At 71.0% G+C, this 16,917-nt stretch carries 19 protein-coding genes and 3 tRNA genes; 16 read left to right on the top strand and 6 right to left on the bottom strand.

All coding sequences use genetic code 11. The annotated features are described in order from the left end of the window. Positions 1 to 35: 35 nt before the first annotated feature. Entirely contained in the window at positions 36 to 260 is a 225-nt protein-coding gene (locus tag ACBJ59_RS18230) for an NmrA family NAD(P)-binding protein (RefSeq protein WP_375111385.1), read from the top strand. Continuing rightward, on the top strand, positions 191 to 874 hold the full coding sequence (locus ACBJ59_RS18225) for a hydroxylase (protein ID WP_375111384.1): 684 nt from the start codon (positions 191 to 193) through the stop codon (positions 872 to 874). The genes ACBJ59_RS18230 and ACBJ59_RS18225 overlap by 70 nt, the downstream gene beginning before the upstream one ends. A gap of 34 nt (positions 875 to 908) precedes the next feature. On the opposite strand, the gene ACBJ59_RS18220 is transcribed toward ACBJ59_RS18225, so the two are convergent. Continuing rightward, positions 909 to 2,879, bottom strand: coding sequence for a M3 family metallopeptidase (locus ACBJ59_RS18220; protein ID WP_375111383.1), 1,971 nt, complete (start codon positions 2,877 to 2,879; stop codon positions 909 to 911). Positions 2,880 to 3,044: 165 nt separating this feature from the next. On the opposite strand from ACBJ59_RS18220, the gene ACBJ59_RS18215 reads away from it, so the two are divergent. After that, a tRNA-Gln gene (locus tag ACBJ59_RS18215) sits at positions 3,045 to 3,116 on the top strand. Between the two features lie 38 nt (positions 3,117 to 3,154). Here the strand turns inward: ACBJ59_RS18215 and ACBJ59_RS18210 are convergent. After that, complete coding sequence (locus tag ACBJ59_RS18210) at positions 3,155 to 4,099, bottom strand: alpha/beta hydrolase (RefSeq protein ID WP_375111382.1); 945 nt, start codon at positions 4,097 to 4,099, stop codon at positions 3,155 to 3,157. 109 nt (positions 4,100 to 4,208) lie between these two features. Here ACBJ59_RS18210 and ACBJ59_RS18205 point away from each other — a divergent pair, with 109 nt between their 5' ends. From ACBJ59_RS18205 to ACBJ59_RS18185, 5 genes are all read left to right on the top strand, one after another. Then, positions 4,209 to 5,507: a sensor histidine kinase gene (locus ACBJ59_RS18205; protein WP_375111381.1), complete on the top strand. Its 1,299-nt coding sequence runs from the start codon at positions 4,209 to 4,211 to the stop codon at positions 5,505 to 5,507. Positions 5,508 to 5,614: 107 nt separating this feature from the next. Continuing rightward, a complete protein-coding gene (locus ACBJ59_RS18200) occupies positions 5,615 to 6,229 on the top strand; it encodes a response regulator transcription factor (RefSeq protein ID WP_364117945.1) in 615 nt (204 codons plus the stop codon). A gap of 238 nt (positions 6,230 to 6,467) precedes the next feature. Further along, positions 6,468 to 7,046, top strand: a complete 579-nt coding sequence (locus tag ACBJ59_RS18195; protein ID WP_375111380.1) for a hypothetical protein — start codon at positions 6,468 to 6,470, stop codon at positions 7,044 to 7,046. 81 nt (positions 7,047 to 7,127) lie between these two features. Beyond that, positions 7,128 to 7,203: transfer RNA gene (locus ACBJ59_RS18190), tRNA-Glu, on the top strand. Between the two features lie 18 nt (positions 7,204 to 7,221). After that, positions 7,222 to 7,294: transfer RNA gene (locus ACBJ59_RS18185), tRNA-Glu, on the top strand. Positions 7,295 to 7,685: 391 nt separating this feature from the next. Here the strand turns inward: ACBJ59_RS18185 and ACBJ59_RS18180 are convergent. Together ACBJ59_RS18180 and ACBJ59_RS18175 are read right to left on the bottom strand one after the other, a co-directional pair. Continuing rightward, positions 7,686 to 9,395, bottom strand: coding sequence for a hypothetical protein (locus ACBJ59_RS18180; RefSeq protein WP_375111379.1), 1,710 nt, complete (start codon positions 9,393 to 9,395; stop codon positions 7,686 to 7,688). A gap of 58 nt (positions 9,396 to 9,453) precedes the next feature. Further along, complete coding sequence (locus ACBJ59_RS18175; RefSeq protein WP_043618626.1) at positions 9,454 to 10,170, bottom strand: IclR family transcriptional regulator; 717 nt, start codon at positions 10,168 to 10,170, stop codon at positions 9,454 to 9,456. 62 nt (positions 10,171 to 10,232) lie between these two features. Here ACBJ59_RS18175 and leuC point away from each other — a divergent pair, with 62 nt between their 5' ends. From leuC to ACBJ59_RS18155, 4 genes are all read left to right on the top strand, one after another. Continuing rightward, on the top strand, positions 10,233 to 11,618 hold the full coding sequence (gene leuC, locus ACBJ59_RS18170) for a 3-isopropylmalate dehydratase large subunit (protein WP_375111378.1): 1,386 nt from the start codon (positions 10,233 to 10,235) through the stop codon (positions 11,616 to 11,618). A 76-nt stretch (positions 11,619 to 11,694) separates the two neighbouring features. Then, positions 11,695 to 12,282: a 3-isopropylmalate dehydratase small subunit gene (leuD, locus tag ACBJ59_RS18165; RefSeq protein ID WP_375111377.1), complete on the top strand. Its 588-nt coding sequence runs from the start codon at positions 11,695 to 11,697 to the stop codon at positions 12,280 to 12,282. Then, positions 12,261 to 12,500: a hypothetical protein gene (locus tag ACBJ59_RS18160; protein ID WP_364117955.1), complete on the top strand. Its 240-nt coding sequence runs from the start codon at positions 12,261 to 12,263 to the stop codon at positions 12,498 to 12,500. Before leuD ends, ACBJ59_RS18160 begins: the two co-directional genes overlap by 22 nt. A 99-nt stretch (positions 12,501 to 12,599) precedes the next feature. Beyond that, positions 12,600 to 12,899, top strand: a complete 300-nt coding sequence (locus ACBJ59_RS18155; RefSeq protein WP_355428372.1) for an HU family DNA-binding protein — start codon at positions 12,600 to 12,602, stop codon at positions 12,897 to 12,899. A 47-nt stretch (positions 12,900 to 12,946) separates the two neighbouring features. On the opposite strand, the gene ACBJ59_RS18150 is transcribed toward ACBJ59_RS18155, so the two are convergent. Further along, positions 12,947 to 13,153, bottom strand: coding sequence for a hypothetical protein (locus ACBJ59_RS18150; protein WP_375111376.1), 207 nt, complete (start codon positions 13,151 to 13,153; stop codon positions 12,947 to 12,949). A gap of 53 nt (positions 13,154 to 13,206) precedes the next feature. Here ACBJ59_RS18150 and ACBJ59_RS18145 point away from each other — a divergent pair, with 53 nt between their 5' ends. Then, positions 13,207 to 14,259 carry an MFS transporter gene (locus ACBJ59_RS18145; protein WP_375111375.1) on the top strand — a complete coding sequence of 351 codons (1,053 nt, stop codon included), beginning with the start codon at positions 13,207 to 13,209 and terminating at the stop codon, positions 14,257 to 14,259. After that, positions 14,247 to 14,414, top strand: coding sequence for a hypothetical protein (locus ACBJ59_RS18140; RefSeq protein ID WP_375111374.1), 168 nt, complete (start codon positions 14,247 to 14,249; stop codon positions 14,412 to 14,414). Before ACBJ59_RS18145 ends, ACBJ59_RS18140 begins: the two co-directional genes overlap by 13 nt. A 3-nt stretch (positions 14,415 to 14,417) precedes the next feature. Here ACBJ59_RS18140 and cofC read toward each other — a convergent pair whose 3' ends face one another. Beyond that, a complete protein-coding gene (gene cofC / locus ACBJ59_RS18135) occupies positions 14,418 to 15,053 on the bottom strand; it encodes a 2-phospho-L-lactate guanylyltransferase (protein WP_375111373.1) in 636 nt (211 codons plus the stop codon). 130 nt (positions 15,054 to 15,183) lie between these two features. Here cofC and ACBJ59_RS18130 point away from each other — a divergent pair, with 130 nt between their 5' ends. Both ACBJ59_RS18130 and ACBJ59_RS18125 read left to right on the top strand, forming a co-directional pair. Further along, positions 15,184 to 15,843: a lysophospholipid acyltransferase family protein gene (locus tag ACBJ59_RS18130; protein ID WP_375111372.1), complete on the top strand. Its 660-nt coding sequence runs from the start codon at positions 15,184 to 15,186 to the stop codon at positions 15,841 to 15,843. 4 nt (positions 15,844 to 15,847) lie between these two features. Further along, positions 15,848 to 16,858 (top strand): NAD(P)H-dependent glycerol-3-phosphate dehydrogenase, encoded by a 1,011-nt coding sequence (locus ACBJ59_RS18125; RefSeq protein WP_364117964.1) that lies wholly within the window; start codon positions 15,848 to 15,850, stop codon positions 16,856 to 16,858. The last annotated feature ends 59 nt before the right edge of the window (positions 16,859 to 16,917 follow it).

Genomic DNA, 16,917 nt, shown 5'->3' with positions numbered 1-16,917 from the left:
GATCGCCGAGCCATCGCGGAACCAGACGTTCCGCGATGGCTCCTGACGTCACCGTCTTGACTTACTTGGTGACGGGAGCCACCGGCTCCGTAGGCAGGCACGTCGTCGCCCACCTCCTGCGGGCCGGCCACCGGGTACGCGCCCTGACCCGGGACCCGGCAGGGCCCGGCTGCCCCGGGAGGTCGAGGTCGTGCGGGGTGACCTCGGCCGTACCGACACCCTCGTCCCCGCCCTCCAAGGCGTCACGGGCGTGCACCTGATCGACGTCGCCGACTCCGCGTACGCGCCGCTCCAGAACTGCCGGGAGATCGTCGAGCTGGTCCGGGACGCGGGCGTGCGCAAGGTGACGCTGCTCAGCGGCTGGTCGGCGGGCACGCTGGAGCCGGCCGTGATCGGGAGCGACCTGGACTGGACGTACGTGCAGCCGACCGAGTTCATGGCCAACGCCCTGGCCTGGGCCGAGCCGGTGCGTACGCGGGGCGTGGTCGAGGAGCCGTTCGGCGCCACCAGGACCGCGATGGTGCACGAGGCCGACATCGGCGCCGTCGTCGCCACCGCCCTCACCGAGGACGGCCACCGCGGCCACTCCTACGGCCTCACCGGCCCCGAGCTGCTCGACGTGCCGGCCAAGGTCAGGATCCTGTCAGAGGCGATCGGCCGCGAGATCGCCTTCGTCGAGCTCACCGTGGACGAGATGCGCGAGCGCTACCGCGCGCAGGGCGTGCCGGAGGAGATGATCGAGTTCCAGATCGAGGTCTTCGGCAACGTGCCCGCGGACGCCTACCGGGTCACGCCCACGGTCGAGCAGGTGACGGGGCGGCCACCGCGCACGTTCGCGCAGTGGGCCGCCGAACACGTCGACCGGTTCAGCTGAGGCCGGCGAAGGACCAGCTGAGGCCGTACAGGATTCAGATGAGGCCGCGGCGGGCGAGCAGCGGCTGGATGCTCGCCTCGCGCCCCCGGAAGTTGCGGAAGGCCGTCAGCGGGTCGATGCTGCCGCCCCGGGAGAGCAGCTCGCGGCGGAAGTGGTCGCCGTTCTCCCTGGTGAGCCCGCCGTTCTCCTTGAACCACTCCACGCTCTCCGCGTCGAGCACCTCACTCCAGATGTAGGAGTAGTAGCCGGCGCTGTAGCCCCCGGAGAAGATGTGCGCGAAGTAGTTGGTCCGGTAGCGCGGCCTGACCAGCGGGAAGGCGATCTGGGCGGCCTCCAGGGCGGTCGCCTCGAACGCCTCGGGGTCGGCCACGATCTCTCCCGGGGCCAGCTTGTGCCAGGCCCAGTCGAGCAGCGTCGCGGCCAGGTATTCGACGGTCTGGAAGCCCTGGTTGAACTTCTCGGCCGCCTGCAGCTTCTCCACCAGCTCGGCGGGCATCGGCTCGCCCGTCTCGTGGTGCTTGGCGTAGTTGGCCAGGATCTCCGGCCAGGTCACCCACATCTCGTTGACCTGCGACGGGTACTCGACGAAGTCGCGCGGCACGCTGGTGCCCGACACGCGCGGGTAGCGCACCTGCGAGAACAGCCCGTGCAGCGCGTGGCCGAACTCGTGGAAGGCCGTGTTCACCTCGTCGTACGTCAGCAGCGTCGGCCCGGAGGCCGGCTTGGTGACGTTGAGATTGTTCATCACCACCGGCCGCAGCCCGAACAGGAACGACTGGTCGACCAGGTTGTTCATCCACGCGCCGCCGCGCTTGCTGTCCCTGGCGTACGGGTCGAGCACGAACAGCCCCAGCCGGCTCCCGTCCTCCTCGAACACCTCGAACACGGTCACGTCGGGGTGGTAGCCGCCCAGGTCGGGCCGCTCGGCGAAGGTGATCCCGTACAGCTTGGTGGCCGCGAAGAACACGCCGTCGCGGTAGACCCGGTTCAGCTCGAAGTACGGCCGCATCGCGGAGCCGTCGAACTCGTAGCGGGCCTGGCGCACCTTCTCGGAGTAGTAGGACCAGTCCCACGGCTCGATCGCGAACCCGGCCTGCTCCGCCAGCGCCTCGGCCTCCTTCTTGGCGTTGCGCACGGCGGGGCCGACGAGCTGGCCGAGCATCTCCTCGACCGCCTCGACGGTCTTGGCCGTCTGGTCGGCCACCGAGTAGGCCGCGTGGCTGGGGAACCCGAGCAGCGCCGCCCGCTCGGCCCGCAGCATCGCCATTCTGGCCGCCAGGTCGAAGTTGCCGGGCGCCCGGCCGACACTCAGCTCGTACAGCCGGCGGCGCACGTCACGGTCGGTCAGCTGGGCCAGGCCGGGCTGGGCGGTGTAGTTCAGCAGCGGCAGGACGTACGTGCCGTCGTCCTTGCGCAGCGACTCGATCCTGGCCTCGTCGAAGCCGTCGAGCTCCTTCGGGTCGGTCACCACCAGCGCCGACTCGGTGGACGCCTTCAGCAGGCTCTGCGCGAACTCCGTGGAGAGCTTCGACAGCTCCTCGTTGAGCGCGCGCAGCCGCTCCTGCTCCGGCTCGGACAGGTCGGCCCCGGCCCTGATGAAGTCGTCGCGGTACTTCTCCAGCAGCCACGACTCCTCGGCGTCCTCGGTGGTCACCTGTTTGATCCGGGCCCACAGCGCCCGGTTCAGCCGGATGGCGTCGCTGTGCCGGGTCAGCTGGGGAGAGATCTCCTTCTCGATCTCCATGATGCCGTCGGTCGAGTCGGACGCGGCGATGCTGAAGAAGACCGTGGCCGTGCGGTCGAGGATCCGGCCGGATCGCTCCAGCGCGGCGATCGTGTTGGCGAACGTCGGCGGCTCCGTGCCGCTCGCGATCGCGTCGACCTCGGCCAGCTGCTCGGCCATGCCGCGCTGGAACGCCGGCAGGTAGTGCTCTTCGCGGACGTCCGCGAAGGGGGGCAGCTCGTACGGCAGGTCGCTTGGTGCGAAGAACGGATTCTCGGCCAACGCTCGGGCTCCTCCACGTGGTGTTTTGTCCCCTTCAGCTTGGCACGACCGAGTGCCTCCCTGACGCGGCGGAGCGCGGGTTCAGCAATCGTTTTGGTCTTACCCCCCGAGCTGGGCTATTCTTTCGGACGTCGCCAAGCGCGCTCCGCGAGGAGATCGCAACGGTGGGGTATGGTGTAATTGGCAGCACGACTGATTCTGGTTCAGTTAGTCTAGGTTCGAGTCCTGGTACCCCAGCATTTAACGGATGTCTCCTCATGGAGGCGTCCGTTTTTTCATTTCGCCAGCCGGTCGAGGATTTCGGTGATCTGCCGATAGGTCCGGTGGGTCGGCGCGTGCGGGCCCTCCACCGTGAAGACCTTGAACCTGTTCTCCGGCGTCGCCTCGTCCGCCTCCCTGATCATGCGATCCTGCAGGGCCGGCGGGATCACCCGGTCCAGCGTCTGCTTGACATACACCCGCCGCACCCGCCCCCAGGCGTCCTTGCGGCCCCGGGCGTCCGCGCTGGAGACCTGCAGGCTCTCGTCCGGCAGCGACGAGTTGAGCATCGCGAGAAACTCCCCGTCGGTCCCCTCTGCCATGAACGCCGCCTTGGCGCCGTCCAGGAACTTCTTGTCGTTGGTACGCCAGTTGATCCGGATCGCCTTGAGCACCCGCGGATCACCGATGACACCCGGCAGGATGGCGCTCCCGAGGCTCGTCCTGCCCTCCGGCGTCTCCAGGTACGCGGCCGGCGAGCTCAGCTTCGTGCAGCAGTAGGCGCCCACGTAGACCAGGCGGTCGATCAGGTCGGGCACCTCGTCGGCCGCCTTGGTGATCGTCGAGCCGCCCAGGCTGCCGCCCACGAGGATGACCGGGCCGTACCGGGAGACCCGGCGCACGACGTCCACCGTGGCCTCCACGTAGTCGTCCAGCGTCACCCCGGCCATCGGGGAGGGGAGCGCGGCGAGCTTCGCCAGGTCCTGCGGGGCCTGGTAGGCCCGGTGGAGCTGCTCCTCGGGGCCGTGCCCCGGCAGGCTCACGCCCACGGTGCGGTGGCCGCGCAGCGACAGCTCCGAGTCCCCGGTGGCCACGCCGTTCGAGCCGGTCACGAAGACGAACGTGGTCACCTCCTTCCGCCTGGCGGCGCCGGCGACCCCGGCTGCGGTGACTGCACCGGCTGTGCCGGCGGCTCCGGCGGCGGCGAGCTGGAAGGCGGTTCTGCGGGTCAGTTCGTTCATGCCTCGATGCTCGCCGAGGCCAGGGTCGCCCCACATCGCCCGCCCGGACGGAGAAGCGGTTGACGCCGGACATCAACCGATCGGTGGATGCCGTGCCAGGCTGGACCCCATGAGCCGGCTCGACGGCCGCGAACGCTGGGCCTTCCTGGGACTCGCCTACGCCCTGCTCGCGGTCTCCTCGATCGCCGCCGCCCTCATCGAGGGGCGCGGCCCCGCCGCGCTGCGCAGCTTGGCCGACCCGATCCTCACCTGGCTGACCGACCCCACCACCGGGCCTGCTTCGGAACCCACCACAGGACCTGATGCGGGACCCGCCACGGGGATCGTTTCGCTGATCACCGGCCTGCCCTGGCCCGTACTCGCCGTGGCCGCCGCCGTATGGCTGGCCCCGATCGCCTGGCTCCACCCCCGCCGCGACACCCGAAGCGTGCTCGTCGTGGCCCACTACCTCGTCCTCATCGCCCTCGCCGGCGCGCTGACCGCCGAGAACGCGGCCTTCATCCTGTTCGCCTCGGTCGGCTACCCGCTCGCCATCGCCCTGCTCCCCGCCCGGCTGGTCATGGCCGGCGTGACGGTCACCGCCATCGTCAACGTGGCCGCCCAGTCCGCCCCTGGAGACCGCACGGCCCTGCTCACCGTGATCGCCGGCGTCGCCCTGCCGCTGATCGTGGCCGGCTGGTACGTCTCCGCCGAGCACGACAAGCGCCGCCGCCTGGTCCAGCGGCTGCGCACCGCCATGGACGAGAACGCCGACCTCAACGCCAGGCTCCTCGACCAGGCCAGGCGCGCGGGCGTGCTCGACGAGCGGCACCGCGTGGCCGGCGAGATCCACGACACGGTCGCGCAGGACCTCGTGGCGCTGATCGGCCAGCTCGACGCCGCCGGCCGCGCCACCCGGGACGAGTCCCGCCGCGGTCACCTCGACCGCGCCGCCGAACTCGCCCGTCGCGGCCTGGCAGAGACCCGCAGATCCGTACGCGCGCTGCGCCCCCGGCCGCTGGAGGACGCCAGGCTGCCGGAGGCGATCGGCCACATGGCCCGATCGTGGGCCGAGGCGGCCGGCGTGGAACTCCGGCTCGAGATCACCGGCACCCCGGTCGCCCTGTCCGCAGACGTGGAGACCGCCCTCTTCCGCGTGGCTCAGGAGGCACTGGCCAACGTCGCCAAGCACGCCAGAGCCACCAGGACGGCGCTCACCCTGTCGTACACGGACGAAAACGTCCTTCTCGACATCCGGGATGACGGAGCCGGCTTCTCCCCGCAGGAGCCCGCTGACGGCTTCGGCCTGGACGGCATGCGCCAACGACTCCGCAGCGTCGGCGGCACCCTGGAGATCGAGTCAGAACCGGGCCACGGCACCACCATCGCCGCCGCCGTACCCGCGATCCCAGCGGACGACGAGGGATGAGACGATCCCGTTCGGAGGGGGCGTCCGTTCAGAGGGGTTCAGAGGGACGCCCGTCCCGAAGGGAAGACCCGCTCAGAGGGGAAGGTTCGTTCGGAGGGGAAGGCTCGATGCCACTACGGCTCCTGATAGCCGACGATCACCCGATCGTGCGCGACGGCCTGCGCGCGGCCCTCGACGGCGAGCCGGACATCGAGGTCGTCGGAGAGGCGGCCGACGGGGAGGAAGCCGTGCGCCTGGCCGCCGAACTCACCCCCGACATCGTCCTCATGGACCTGCGCATGCCCGGCCTGGACGGGGTGAGCGCCATCCGCCGGCTCAGCGGCACCGGCCCGCGAGTGCTGGTGCTGACCACGTTCGACACCGACGTCCTGCCCGCGCTCGAAGCGGGCGCCAGCGGCTACCTGCTCAAGGACGCCCGGCCGGAGGAACTGGTCAGCGCCGTGCGCGCCACCCACCGCGGCGAGACCGTCCTCGCCCCCGCCGTAGCCGGCCGCCTGGCCGACCACCTGCGCAGGCCCGCCAGGGGCAGGCTGAGCAAGCGCGAACTGGAGGTGTTGCGCCTGGTGGCCGGAGGAGCCACGAACAAGGAGGCGGCGGCCAGCCTGTTCATCAGCGAGGCCAGCATCAAGACACATCTGCTGCACATCTACACCAAACTCGACGTCCGCGACCGGGCCGCCGCCGTCGGCGAGGCCTACCGCCGCGGCCTCCTCACCGACTAACCCCAGCCTTCAGCCCGCCCCCTGGGATCGCCAGCCGAGCCGGCGCACCCGAGTCCACCCGCTGGCTCCACCCATTGGCTCCACCCAGTGGCCCCACCCGTCTGGAGGTTGCCCTCCGCCTGAGGCCGCCTCCGCCTGAGGCTGGGCGCTTGAGGCCGGGCGCCTGTCGGACGTCGCTCGCCTGGGGGGTGCGCCCCTGCCTGTGGGGCAGAGCATCGGGTAGAGTCCCGCCGCACTTATGGCTGAATTCCGTATTCGCGCGGGCAGCTTCCCGCGCTTCCTCGCCCCGTTCATCGCCCCGCTCGTCCTGTTCTTCGCCGTCTGCCTCCTCCTGGGCGCCATCCTCACCGGCAGCACCCCGCTGGGCGCCGTCCTCGGTGCGCTGGCCACCGGCGTCCTGGTGGCCGTTCTCGCCGCCAAGCACCGCCGTCTGGCCTCGGGCACCGTCGTCCGCTTCTCCGCCGACGGCGTCGAGCTGACCGACTCGTACGGCTTCCGCGTCCGCCTCCGCTGGCCCGACATCACCAGGGTCGATGTCGTGGACACCCAGCTCGCCAACCCTCGCCGCCTCGGCCGGCCGGGTGCGATGCGGGCGCGCGTTCAGCCGTTGCGCTCCGTGGGCCTCATCGGCTGGGGCGAGCGTACGGTGCCGCCCCGGATCCCCGGCTGGATGCGCGACCGCCTGGGCCGCGTGCCCGTGGACCCCGTCACCGGCAGGCCGGAGGTGGCGATCCCGCTCGGGGAGTTCGATCCGCTCTGGGAACGCGGGCCGATGGGGGACTGGGTACGACGCTACAGAGCCGATCTGGTGGGCTGATAAGCGGTTTGGTGTGGTCTTCCGGGTGCGGTAGAGTTACCTGCGTTGCCGGGGAGGCCCGGCACACCAGCTTGTGGACAGGGTCCCGTCGTCTAGTGGCCCAGGACGCCGCCCTCTCAAGGCGGTAGCGCCGGTTCGAATCCGGTCGGGACTACCACTGTCACAAGCTTGCGAAGGTCCCGTCGTCTAGTGGCCCAGGACGCCGCCCTCTCAAGGCGGTAGCGCCGGTTCGAATCCGGTCGGGACTACGTCTGCAACTACCGCTCCGTGCGCTCCGCGCCCGGGGCGCTTTGCTTTTCCATGGGTGCTGGGACTTCCGTTTTCTCGCCTGTTGCCGGCCCTCGTGTCGCCCTGCGGGTAGTCGCCCCGCGGGTAACAGCGCTCTCGTTCCTCGCTGGTTCCCGACTCTCACGTCGTCGGCCGGCGGTGCGCACGTAACGGCGCCCGGCCCTGTGAACCGGAGGAGCGTTTCCCTGGACGGGGCCCGGCCATGTGCGGCGGGTGGGGTCGCCCGCCGTCGGCGTAAAAGCTGGACGCCCCCGCCACGAACGGCGGAGGCGTCTCACATCCGGCGCCCGACTCCCGCGCGCCAGACCCAGCGATGCAAAGCAAACCACCTAAGCGATTCAAAGCACCGCGTCACATCGAGCGGGCCTTGAACAGGGCTCGGCGGGCGGCCTTGGCCACCTGCTTGTCCGGGTGCACCTGCGAGATCAGGTCGAGCAGCTCCTCCACATGCGCGTGCGGGATCTTCCAGATCACCTCGAGCAGGCTGTTGACCATGTCCGGCCCGATGTCCCGCAGGCTGCTCACGAACTCCGAGCGACCCAGCCCGGCCGAGATCGTCCACATGTCGAGGATCAGCCAGTGCGTGTCGTCCTGCGTCGGCTCGGGCGCGCCCTCCACCCCGAGCTGGCTCAGATGCGTCGCCGCGTACGGCCGCAGCGACGCCTGCTTGAGCGCCGACTGCCAGGCCGGGACGGCGGCCTCACCCAGCGTGCCGACCACGCTGGCCGCCTGCACCCTGATCAGCGCGTCGCTCTCGTCCTCGGCGGCGGCGTCCAGCAGCTCCTCGGCGGCCTTGCTCGGCTCGCGCAGCTGCATCCACGCCGCGAACTCCGCGTCGGCCTCCTCCTCGGGCAGCTCGGCGCTCAGCGCGAGCAGCTCGTGGGCGCTCATGGACTCGATCGCCGGGCGGGCGTCGACCTCGATGTCGGCGTCGTCGACCAGGTGGACGACGCCCTCGGTGCCGAGCGGGGTGAGGCGGATGGTGCCGTCCTCGACCTCGACCATGCCGTAGCCGGTCAGCCAGTCGATCGAGGACGCCAGCGGGTCGCCCGCCGCCTCCCACGCGTCGGTCCCCAGCTCGTCGAGCTCGGCGGCGGCCTCGGACAGCTCCTGCGCCAGCTCGGCGAGGTCGCGCGAGCCGCCCGCGAGCAGCAGCCGGACGAGCAGGCCCCGGGTCAGGCCGGCCAGGGCCATCGTCAGGTCGTCGTCGTCCAGCTCCGGGTCGCCGTAGTCGACCGAGTGCAGCCCCAGCATCCAGGCGTCGAGCACGTCCTCGTCGTCGTCGAACGGCCACTCGGCGGTGTCGTCCTGCACCGCCACCGTGCCGCCCTCGCCCGGCTCCAGGAACTCCAGGTCGACGGCCAGGTTCCAGACGTTCCAGAGCTGGGGCACGGCCTCGGAGACCGGCCCGTCGGTCTCGGGCCTGGGCAGCCCGGTGGCCGTCAGCGCCTCCTCCACCTCGGCGTCGGTGAGCAGGGTGTCCTCGCCCACCCGCCGGCCGGAGCCGACCCACACGGCCAGATCGCGGGCCTTGGCCACCAACGGCACCTGGCGGGCCGCCGCGGCGAGCTCCGAGTCGGGCCGCAGCCTGATCGTGTCGAGCTCGGCCAGCTCGTCGGCGAACTGCTCGAAATCGCCGAGGTCGCCGGTCTCGTCCTCCTCCTCGTCGCCGTCAGCGTCGTCCAGCAACTCCTCCATGAGATCGACGAACTCGTCCTCGACGTCGTCGAGCTCGGCCTGCAGATCGGCGAGGGAGTCCGAGCCGTTGGCCAGCCGGCCGGTCTGGGAGAGGAACGTCAGGTACGCGTCGACGGCCGGGAGCATCCCGTCGGCGGCGGCGTCGGGATCCTCCACGACCTTGGGCATGCGGTCGAGCAGCAGGTTACGCAGGTCGGCGCGCTTCCACGTGCCGAGGTCCTGCGAGAAGGCGAGACGGTGCCACAGGGCGGCGGGCCCCACGAGCTCGGGGTCGCTTCCGGGGGCGTTCGCACGCGCCCACATGATGAACTCTTCGAGCAGGGGTCGCAGCTCAGTGGCGGCTACCTCGATGCGATCTGTCACGCACTCAGGCTAGTGCGCCCGCGAGGCACTCGGCTCCCCAAATACATCCTTTTGCTGATCATGACGTGCGACGCATCGCCTCGGTGATCCGTTCGGCCGCCGCCATGACGGGCACCGCGTGCAGCCGCCCGGGGGCCCTCGTCAGGCGTTCGATCGGCCCGGAGACGGACACGGCCGCGATCACCTTGCCACCGCTGCCCCTTATCGGCGCGGAGACGCTGGCCACCCCCTGCTCGCGCTCGCCCACGCTGTGGGCCCAGCCCCGGCGGCGTACGGAGGCCAGCGTGGCGGCGGTGAACTTGGCCCCGCGCAACCCGCGGTGCAGCCGGTCGGGCTCCTCCCACGCCAGCAGAATCTGCGCCGCCGAACCGGCCGTCATGGGCAGCGCCGATCCGACGGGAACCGTGTCACGCAGGCCGCTGGCCCGCTCCGCCGCGGCCACGCACACGCGTTCGTCGCCCTGGCGGCGGTAGAGTTGCGCACTCTCGCCGGTAAGGTCTCTGAGCTGCATCAGCACGGGTGCGGCCACCGCCAGCAGCCGGTCCTCGCCGGCCGCGGTGGACAACTCGGAAAGCCGCGGGCCCAGCACGAACCGGCCCTGCGTGTCACGACTCACAATTCGGTGGTGCTCGAGGGCGACGGCCAATCGATGGGCCGTGGGCCGGGCCAGGCCGGTCGCCTGGACGAGCTGGGCAAGTGAAGCGGGTCCCGCTTCGAGGGCATTGAGTACAAGAACTGCCTTGTCGAGTACTCCGACTCCGCTAGAGTTGTCCATACACCGATACTGCAGTCTCGACATATGAGAAAGCAAGTCGGAGGATTCTCAAGGAGGAGATCATGGGTCGCACACTGGCCGAGAAGGTCTGGGAGCAACACGTAGTCCGTCGCGCGGAGGGTGAACCGGACCTGCTCTACATCGACCTGCACCTCATTCACGAGGTGACCAGCCCTCAGGCGTTCGACGGGCTGCGGCTCGCCGGCCGGAAGGTGCGACGACCCGATCTCACCATCGCCACCGAGGACCACAACGTCCCGACCGTGCTCGGCCCGATCTCCGACCCGGTGTCGAAGACGCAGGTCGAGACGCTGCGCAAGAACGCCGCCGAGTTCGGCATCCGGCTGCACCCGATGGGTGACGCCGGCCAGGGCGTGGTGCACATCATCGGCCCGCAGTTCGGCCTGACGCAGCCCGGCATGACGATCGTCTGCGGCGACTCCCACACCTCCACGCACGGCGCGTTCGGCGGCATCGCGTTCGGCATCGGCACCTCCGAGGTCGAGCACGTGCTGGCCACGCAGACGCTGCCGGCCTACCGTCCCAAGACGATGGCCATCGAGGTCTCCGGCGAGCTGCCCCCGGGCGTCACGGCCAAGGACCTGATCCTGGCGATCATCGCCCAGATCGGCACGGGTGGCGGCCAGGGCTACATCGTGGAATACCGCGGTGAGGCGGTGCGCAAGCTCTCCATGGAGGGCCGCATGACCGTCTGCAACATGTCGATCGAGGCGGGTGCGCGGGCCGGCATGATCGCCCCGGACGAGATCACGTTCGACTACCTGAAGGGCCGCCCGCACGCGCCACAGGGCGACGCCTGGGACCAGGCGGTCGAATACTGGAAGTCGCTGCGCACCGATGACGACGCCGTGTTCGACAAGGTCGTGGAGATCGACGCCTCGACGCTGACCCCCTACGTCACGTGGGGCACCAACCCCGGCCAGGGCCTGCCGCTGGGCGAGTCCGTCCCGAGCCCCGAGTCCTTCGCCGACCCGGTCGCGCGCTCGGCCGCCGAGCGGGCACTGGAGTACATGGGCCTGACCGCCGGCACGCCGCTGCGCGAGATCGAGGTCGACACGGTGTTCGTCGGCTCGTGCACCAACGGCCGCATCGAGGACCTGCGCTCGGCCGCCGAGATCCTGCGCGGCCGCCAGGTCAGGACCCGCACGCTGATCGTGCCCGGCTCGATGCTGGTCAAGCTGCAGGCCGAGCAGGAGGGCCTGCACGAGGTGTTCAAGGCCGCGGGCGCCGAGTGGCGCGAGGCCGGCTGCTCGATGTGCCTGGGCATGAACCCCGACACGCTCCAGCCGGGCGAGCGCAGCGCCTCCACCTCCAACCGCAACTTCGAGGGCCGCCAGGGCAAGGGTGGCCGCACCCACCTGGTGTCGCCGCAGGTCGCCGCCGCGACCGCCGTCACCGGCCGCCTCACCGCCCCCGCGGACCTCTAGCGCGGTCACCGGTGAGGCGGCCAGGCCGCCGCACCGACGTGATCGCCCTATGCCGACCTGTAAGGAGACAACGCAGATGGAAGCCTTCACCACCCACACCGGTACGGCGGTGCCGCTGCGCCGCAGCAACGTCGACACCGACCAGATCATCCCGGCCGTCTGGCTCAAGCAGGTCAGCCGCACCGGTTTCGAGAAGGGCCTGTTCGCCGCCTGGCGCGAGGACCCGACCTTCGTCCTGAACGACCCCGCCTACGAGGGCGGCTCGATCCTGGTCTCCGGCCCCGACTTCGGCACCGGCTCCTCGCGCGAGCACGCCGTGTGGGCGCTGCAGCAGTACGGGTTCCGCGCCGTGATCGCCGCCCGCTTCGGCGACATCTTCCGCAACAACTCCACCAAGATGGGCCTGCTGCCGGTCGTCCTGCCCGCTGACAAGGTCGAGGCCCTGCAGGCGGCCGTCGAGGCGGACCCGAAGCTGGAAGTGACCGTCGACCTGGCCGAACGCCAGGTCCGGTGGGCCGATGAGGTCATCCCGTTCGAGATCGACGACTACACGCGCTGGCGGCTCATGGAGGGCCTCGACGACATCGGCCTGACCCTGCGTCACGCCGAGGACGTGGTGGCGTACGAGAATGGTCGGCAGCCATGGCTGCCGACGACCGTCTAGAAGACGACGAACTGGCGCGGCGGTTGCGCGAGGCGCACCGCCGCGTCCGCATGCTCCCCGCCACCGAGAAAGAACGCCTTTCGCGCCGCTATCTTGCGATCTGTGACCTGGCCAAACGCGATCCGGAAAGAGCGGCGGTACGCCTCCAGGCGTTTCTGGCCTCCCTTGACGACGCGTTCGACACGCCACGAAAGGAGGAAAACACGCTGGGTGATTGAGTTCCCCCGCGATCCCGCCTACTTTCGAGCGCGTAAGGGGTTTCTACGTCGAAGTCGTGAGCTGGAACCCCGTGCCGTAACTGGGGGAGCAGGACTTTCATGAACAAGCGAGAACTCGTCGAGGCCATCGCGGATCGGGTGGGCGACAGGAAGACGGCCACCGAGGCCGTCAACGCGGTCATCGACGCCATCCAGAAGGCCGTGGCCGGCGGCGACAAGGTCTCGATCACGGGCTTCGGCGCGTTCGAGATGGTGAACAAGCCCGCTCGCACGGCCAGGAATCCGTCGACCGGTGCGGAAATCAACGTCGCCGAGAGCTGGGCGCCCAAGTTCCGTCCCGGCTCCGATTTCAAAGAGCTGGTGAACGAGGGCGGCAAGAAAATCGGCAAGAAGAAGTAAACGCAGCGGACCAAGTGCGCCCGGGCCACGGCCCGGGCGTCCGCATTTCAGGCGTCCGGCACCGGGAAAGTCGACAGCGTGATGTAGCTGATTTCCCCTCCGGACATGCCGAGGTTGACCCGCTGGCCCGTGCGCAGCAGCCGCAGCGGGCCCGCGTCGAAGGCGGAGGTGGCGAACTCCAGCACGGTCCCGTCGTCGAGGAAGACCGTGCCCGAGCGAGTGCTCTCGTCGAAGCTGCGTACCGTCGCCTGCACGCGACCAGCCTAAACCGTTTGCCGCGCGCCGGACGAGAGCGCACGATCACGTCATGGGCCCGCGGGGGGATTTCTGGCGCTTCGCCTGGGCGAACGGGATCACCCAGCTCGGCACCCAGGTCACGGTCGTCGCCCTGCCGCTGACCGCCGTGCTGACCTTGCGGGCGGGCGCCTTCCAGCTCGGGGTGCTGTCCGCCGTCCAGATGGCCGCGTTCCTGGTGATCGGCCTGCCCGCCGGGGTCTGGGTGGACCGGTGGCGCCGCCGCCCGATCCTCGTCGGGGCCGACCTGGTCAGGGGCGCGGCCCTGCTGACGGTCCCCGTCGCCGCCTGGCTGGGCGTGCTCACCATGCCCCACCTGTACGCGGTCGCGCTGGTGCTGGGCGTGGGCACCGTGTTCTTCGACGTGGCCCAGATGAGCTTCCTGCCCGCGATCGTGCCCAAGGAGCGGCTGGAGCGGGCCAACGGGCGGCTGGAGGTCACCCGGCAGGTGTCCGTACTGGCCGGGCCCGGGCTGGGCGGCTGGCTGGTGACCGCGTTCACGGCGGCGTTCGCGCTGCTGGCCGACGCCGTGGCCTACCTCGCCTCGGGCCTGCTCCTGGCCGGCGTCCGGGCCGGGGAGCGGCCTGCCGCGCCGGCCGGCCGGGGGCGGTTGCGGGCGGAGGCGGGGGAGGGGATCGGGTTCGTGCTACGCGATCCGGTGCTGCGCCGGGTCGCGGTCGGCGGCGCGCTCACCCGCGTGGCCCTCGGCGTCTGCGCCGTCGGCTACCCGCTCTACCTCGTCGTAGACCTGGGCGTCGACGCCACCCGCTACGGCCTGCTGCTGTCGGCCTCCGCGGTCGGCGCGCTGGCCGGGGCGGTGCTGGCGGCCCGGGTGACGGCGCGCCACGGGATCGGCCCCACCCTGTACGGCTCGGCGCGCTCACCGCCGCCCTGCAACTGCCCGCCCTGGCCACCGGCCCCGGATGGCGGCTGCTGGCCTTCCCGGCCGCCTCGGCCCTGGCGGCCGCCGCCGGGACGGTCTTCAACGTGGCCCAGCTCAGCTACCGCCAGCGCATCACCCCGGAGCGCCTGCTGGGCCGCGTCAACGCCAGCATGCGCTTCCTGATGTGGGGCGCGATGCCGCTGGGCGGGCTGGCGGGCGGGCTGCTGGGGGAGTGGCTGGGCGGCTACGGGGCCTTCGCCGCCGGCGTCGCCACGCTCGGCCTGTCGTACCTCGCGGTCGTCACGGCTCCCCGCCTCGGCCGCACGCGGAGCGGCTGAGGCTCACGTGTCCGGCCACAGCTCCCTGACCACGGCGGCCGTGTGCGGGCCGAGCCCCAGCGAGATGGCCGCGCGCAGGTCGTCGGGCGTGTCCACGTCGCGCCTGACGGAGTCGATCCCCGGCACGCACAGCTCCTTGGCCCCGCCGGCCAGGTGCTTGGCCCGCGACTCGCCGCCGAACCTCGGCGTGAACGGCCTTCCGGGCAACACCCCGTAGAACGTCGTCCCCACGTCCAGCGCGTCGGGCACGAACGACTGGTCGAACTCGGCCGCCGCCTCCAGCGCGCGGGCCAGCTCGGCCGGCCGCAGGGCGGGCAGGTCCGCCTGGAGCGCGCCCACGGCGTCGCCGGGCGCCAGGCGTACGGCATGCGCGGCCCCCGTACGCAGGGCCGTGTTCAGCCCCCGGTCGGGGTCGGGCACCACGTCGGCGCCCAGTGCGGACAGCGGCCCCGCGGCGGCCGGGTCGGCCGTGACCACGATTACCCGCGCGACCCGGGGGCAGGAGAGCGCGGCCGCCACGGTGTCGCCGGCCACGGCCACGGCCAGCCGGGTGCGATGGGGGCCGGTGGCGGCGGCCAGCCGGGTCTTCGCCGCGACCAGCGTCTTCACCGGAATGACCAGGGACCAGCGGATGCTCATAGGGTAAGCATCGCGCCTCGACATCCCACGCGGCCAACCGGGAGACTTGGGGCGCATCCCGTACGTGTTGGAGGAGACCATGAGCCGCCCCACGCGACCATCGCGTTCCTGGGAAACCTTCGCTGTAGCGGTGGTGAAGCCGCTGTCCCGGCTCCTGGTCAGGAAGGACTGGCGCAACGGGGACCGCATCCCCCGCACCGGAGGGGTGATCATCGCGGCCAACCACCTGTCCTGGGCCGACCCCGTCCTGCTGTCGCACTTCCTGTACAACAACGGCCGCTGGCCGGTGATCCTGGCGAAGTCGGCCCTGTTCAGGGTGCCCTTCCTGGGCCGGGCCGTGTCGAGCCTGCTGGCGATCCCGGTCGACCGGGGCAGCAGCGAGGCCGCCAAGTCGCTGCGCATCTCGGCCGAGCGGCTCGGCGACGGATGCGCGATCCTGTTCTACCCCGAGGGCACCTGCACCCGCGATCCCCGCCTGTGGCCGATGGTGGGCAAGACGGGCGCGGCCCGGCTGGCGCTGGAGAGCGGCGCGCCGGTCATCCCGGTGGCCCACTGGGGGGCACAGGAGCTGCTGCCGTACGGTGAGAAGAAGCCCAGGCTGTTCCCGCGCAAGACGTTCCACGTGACCGTGGGGCCGCCGGTGGACCTGTCGAAATACGCGGGCCGGCCGCCGCACGGCGACGTGCTGCGCGAGGCGACCGCCGACATCATGGCGGCGGTCACCGAACAGCTCGCCGAGCTGCGGGGCGAGAAGGCCCCGGAGACTCCCTACGACCCCGCCGGACGGTGATGGCATGACAAAGGTGGCCGTTTTCGGTGCGGGCTCGTGGGGCACCACGTTCGCCATGATCCTCACGGAGGCGGGCAACCGGACCACGCTGTGGGGCCGGAGGCAGGAGGTGGTGGACGCGATCAACGACGCGAACACCAACCCCGACTACCTGCCCGGCGTGGTGCTGCCGGCCGGCCTGCGGGCGACGACCGACCCGGCCGAGGCCCTCGACGGGGCCGACTTCGTGGTGCTCGCCGTGCCGTCCCAGACGCTGCGCACCAACCTGGGGGCCTGGCGGGAGCTGATCCCGTCCGAGGCGGTGCTGGTGAGCCTGATGAAGGGCATCGAGCTCGGCACCACCAAGCGGATGAGCGAGGTGATCCGCGAGGTTGCGGAGGTGCCCGAGCAGCGGGTGGCGGTCGTCTCGGGGCCGAACCTGGTCCTGGAGATCGCCCAGCGCCAGCCCGCCGCGACCGTGGTGGCCGCCACCGACGCGTCGGTGGCCGAGCGGCTGCAGGCGATCTGTCATCTGCCGCCGTGGTTCCGCCCCTACACCAACCCCGATGTGGTCGGGGTCGAGCTGGGCGGCGCGGTGAAGAACGTGATCGCCCTGGCCGTGGGCGTCTCCGCGGGCATGGGCATGGGCGACAACGTCAGCGCCATGCTCATCACCAGGGGCCTGGCCGAGATCTCCCGTCTGGGCGCGGCTCTGGGAGCCGATCCGCACACGTTCGCGGGGCTGGCGGGCATGGGCGACCTGGTGGCGACGTGCACGTCCCCGCTGTCGCGCAACCGTACGTTCGGGGAGAACCTGGGCAGGGGCATGACCCTGGCCGAGGTCGTCGCCGCGACCAAGCAGACCGCCGAGGGCGTGAAGTCCTGCGAGTCGGTGCTCGAACTGGCCAGAAAACACGACGTCGAGATGCCGATCACCGAGGTCGTCGTCGGAGTCGTCCACGACGGCATGTCTCCGTCGGAAGCGGGCATGCTGCTCATGTCCCGCTCGCCCAAACCCGAGCGGTACGGGTTGTGAGAAAGACCTGAATACGGCGTGCTCGACTCGCTGTTGACAGGGACACCCCGGTAGATTCG

Source organism: Nonomuraea sp. MTCD27 (assembly GCF_041950495.1).
Taxonomy (GTDB): Bacteria; Actinomycetota; Actinomycetes; order Streptosporangiales; family Streptosporangiaceae; genus Nonomuraea.
Note: the sequence above shows the minus strand (reverse complement) of the source record. Positions and strands in the feature narration are given on the sequence as shown.

Excerpts from the sequence above, each read along its gene's own strand:
- leuD (WP_375111377.1), top strand. The coding sequence starts at position 11,695 with ATGGAAGCCTTCACCACCCACACCGGTACGGCGGTGCCGCTGCGCCGC.
- ACBJ59_RS18155 (WP_355428372.1), top strand. The coding sequence starts at position 12,600 with ATGAACAAGCGAGAACTCGTCGAGGCCATCGCGGATCGGGTGGGCGAC.
- ACBJ59_RS18140 (WP_375111374.1), top strand. The coding sequence starts at position 14,247 with ATGCGCTTCCTGATGTGGGGCGCGATGCCGCTGGGCGGGCTGGCGGGC.
- ACBJ59_RS18145 (WP_375111375.1), top strand. The coding sequence starts at position 13,207 with ATGGGCCCGCGGGGGGATTTCTGGCGCTTCGCCTGGGCGAACGGGATC.
- ACBJ59_RS18230 (WP_375111385.1), top strand. The coding sequence starts at position 36 with ATGGCTCCTGACGTCACCGTCTTGACTTACTTGGTGACGGGAGCCACC.
- ACBJ59_RS18200 (WP_364117945.1), top strand. The coding sequence starts at position 5,615 with ATGCCACTACGGCTCCTGATAGCCGACGATCACCCGATCGTGCGCGAC.
- ACBJ59_RS18205 (WP_375111381.1), top strand. The coding sequence starts at position 4,209 with ATGAGCCGGCTCGACGGCCGCGAACGCTGGGCCTTCCTGGGACTCGCC.
- ACBJ59_RS18175 (WP_043618626.1), bottom strand. The coding sequence starts at position 10,170 with ATGGACAACTCTAGCGGAGTCGGAGTACTCGACAAGGCAGTTCTTGTA.
- ACBJ59_RS18125 (WP_364117964.1), top strand. The coding sequence starts at position 15,848 with ATGACAAAGGTGGCCGTTTTCGGTGCGGGCTCGTGGGGCACCACGTTC.
- ACBJ59_RS18210 (WP_375111382.1), bottom strand. The coding sequence starts at position 4,099 with ATGAACGAACTGACCCGCAGAACCGCCTTCCAGCTCGCCGCCGCCGGA.
- leuC (WP_375111378.1), top strand. The coding sequence starts at position 10,233 with ATGGGTCGCACACTGGCCGAGAAGGTCTGGGAGCAACACGTAGTCCGT.
- ACBJ59_RS18195 (WP_375111380.1), top strand. The coding sequence starts at position 6,468 with ATGGCTGAATTCCGTATTCGCGCGGGCAGCTTCCCGCGCTTCCTCGCC.
- ACBJ59_RS18160 (WP_364117955.1), top strand. The coding sequence starts at position 12,261 with ATGGCTGCCGACGACCGTCTAGAAGACGACGAACTGGCGCGGCGGTTG.
- cofC (WP_375111373.1), bottom strand. The coding sequence starts at position 15,053 with ATGAGCATCCGCTGGTCCCTGGTCATTCCGGTGAAGACGCTGGTCGCG.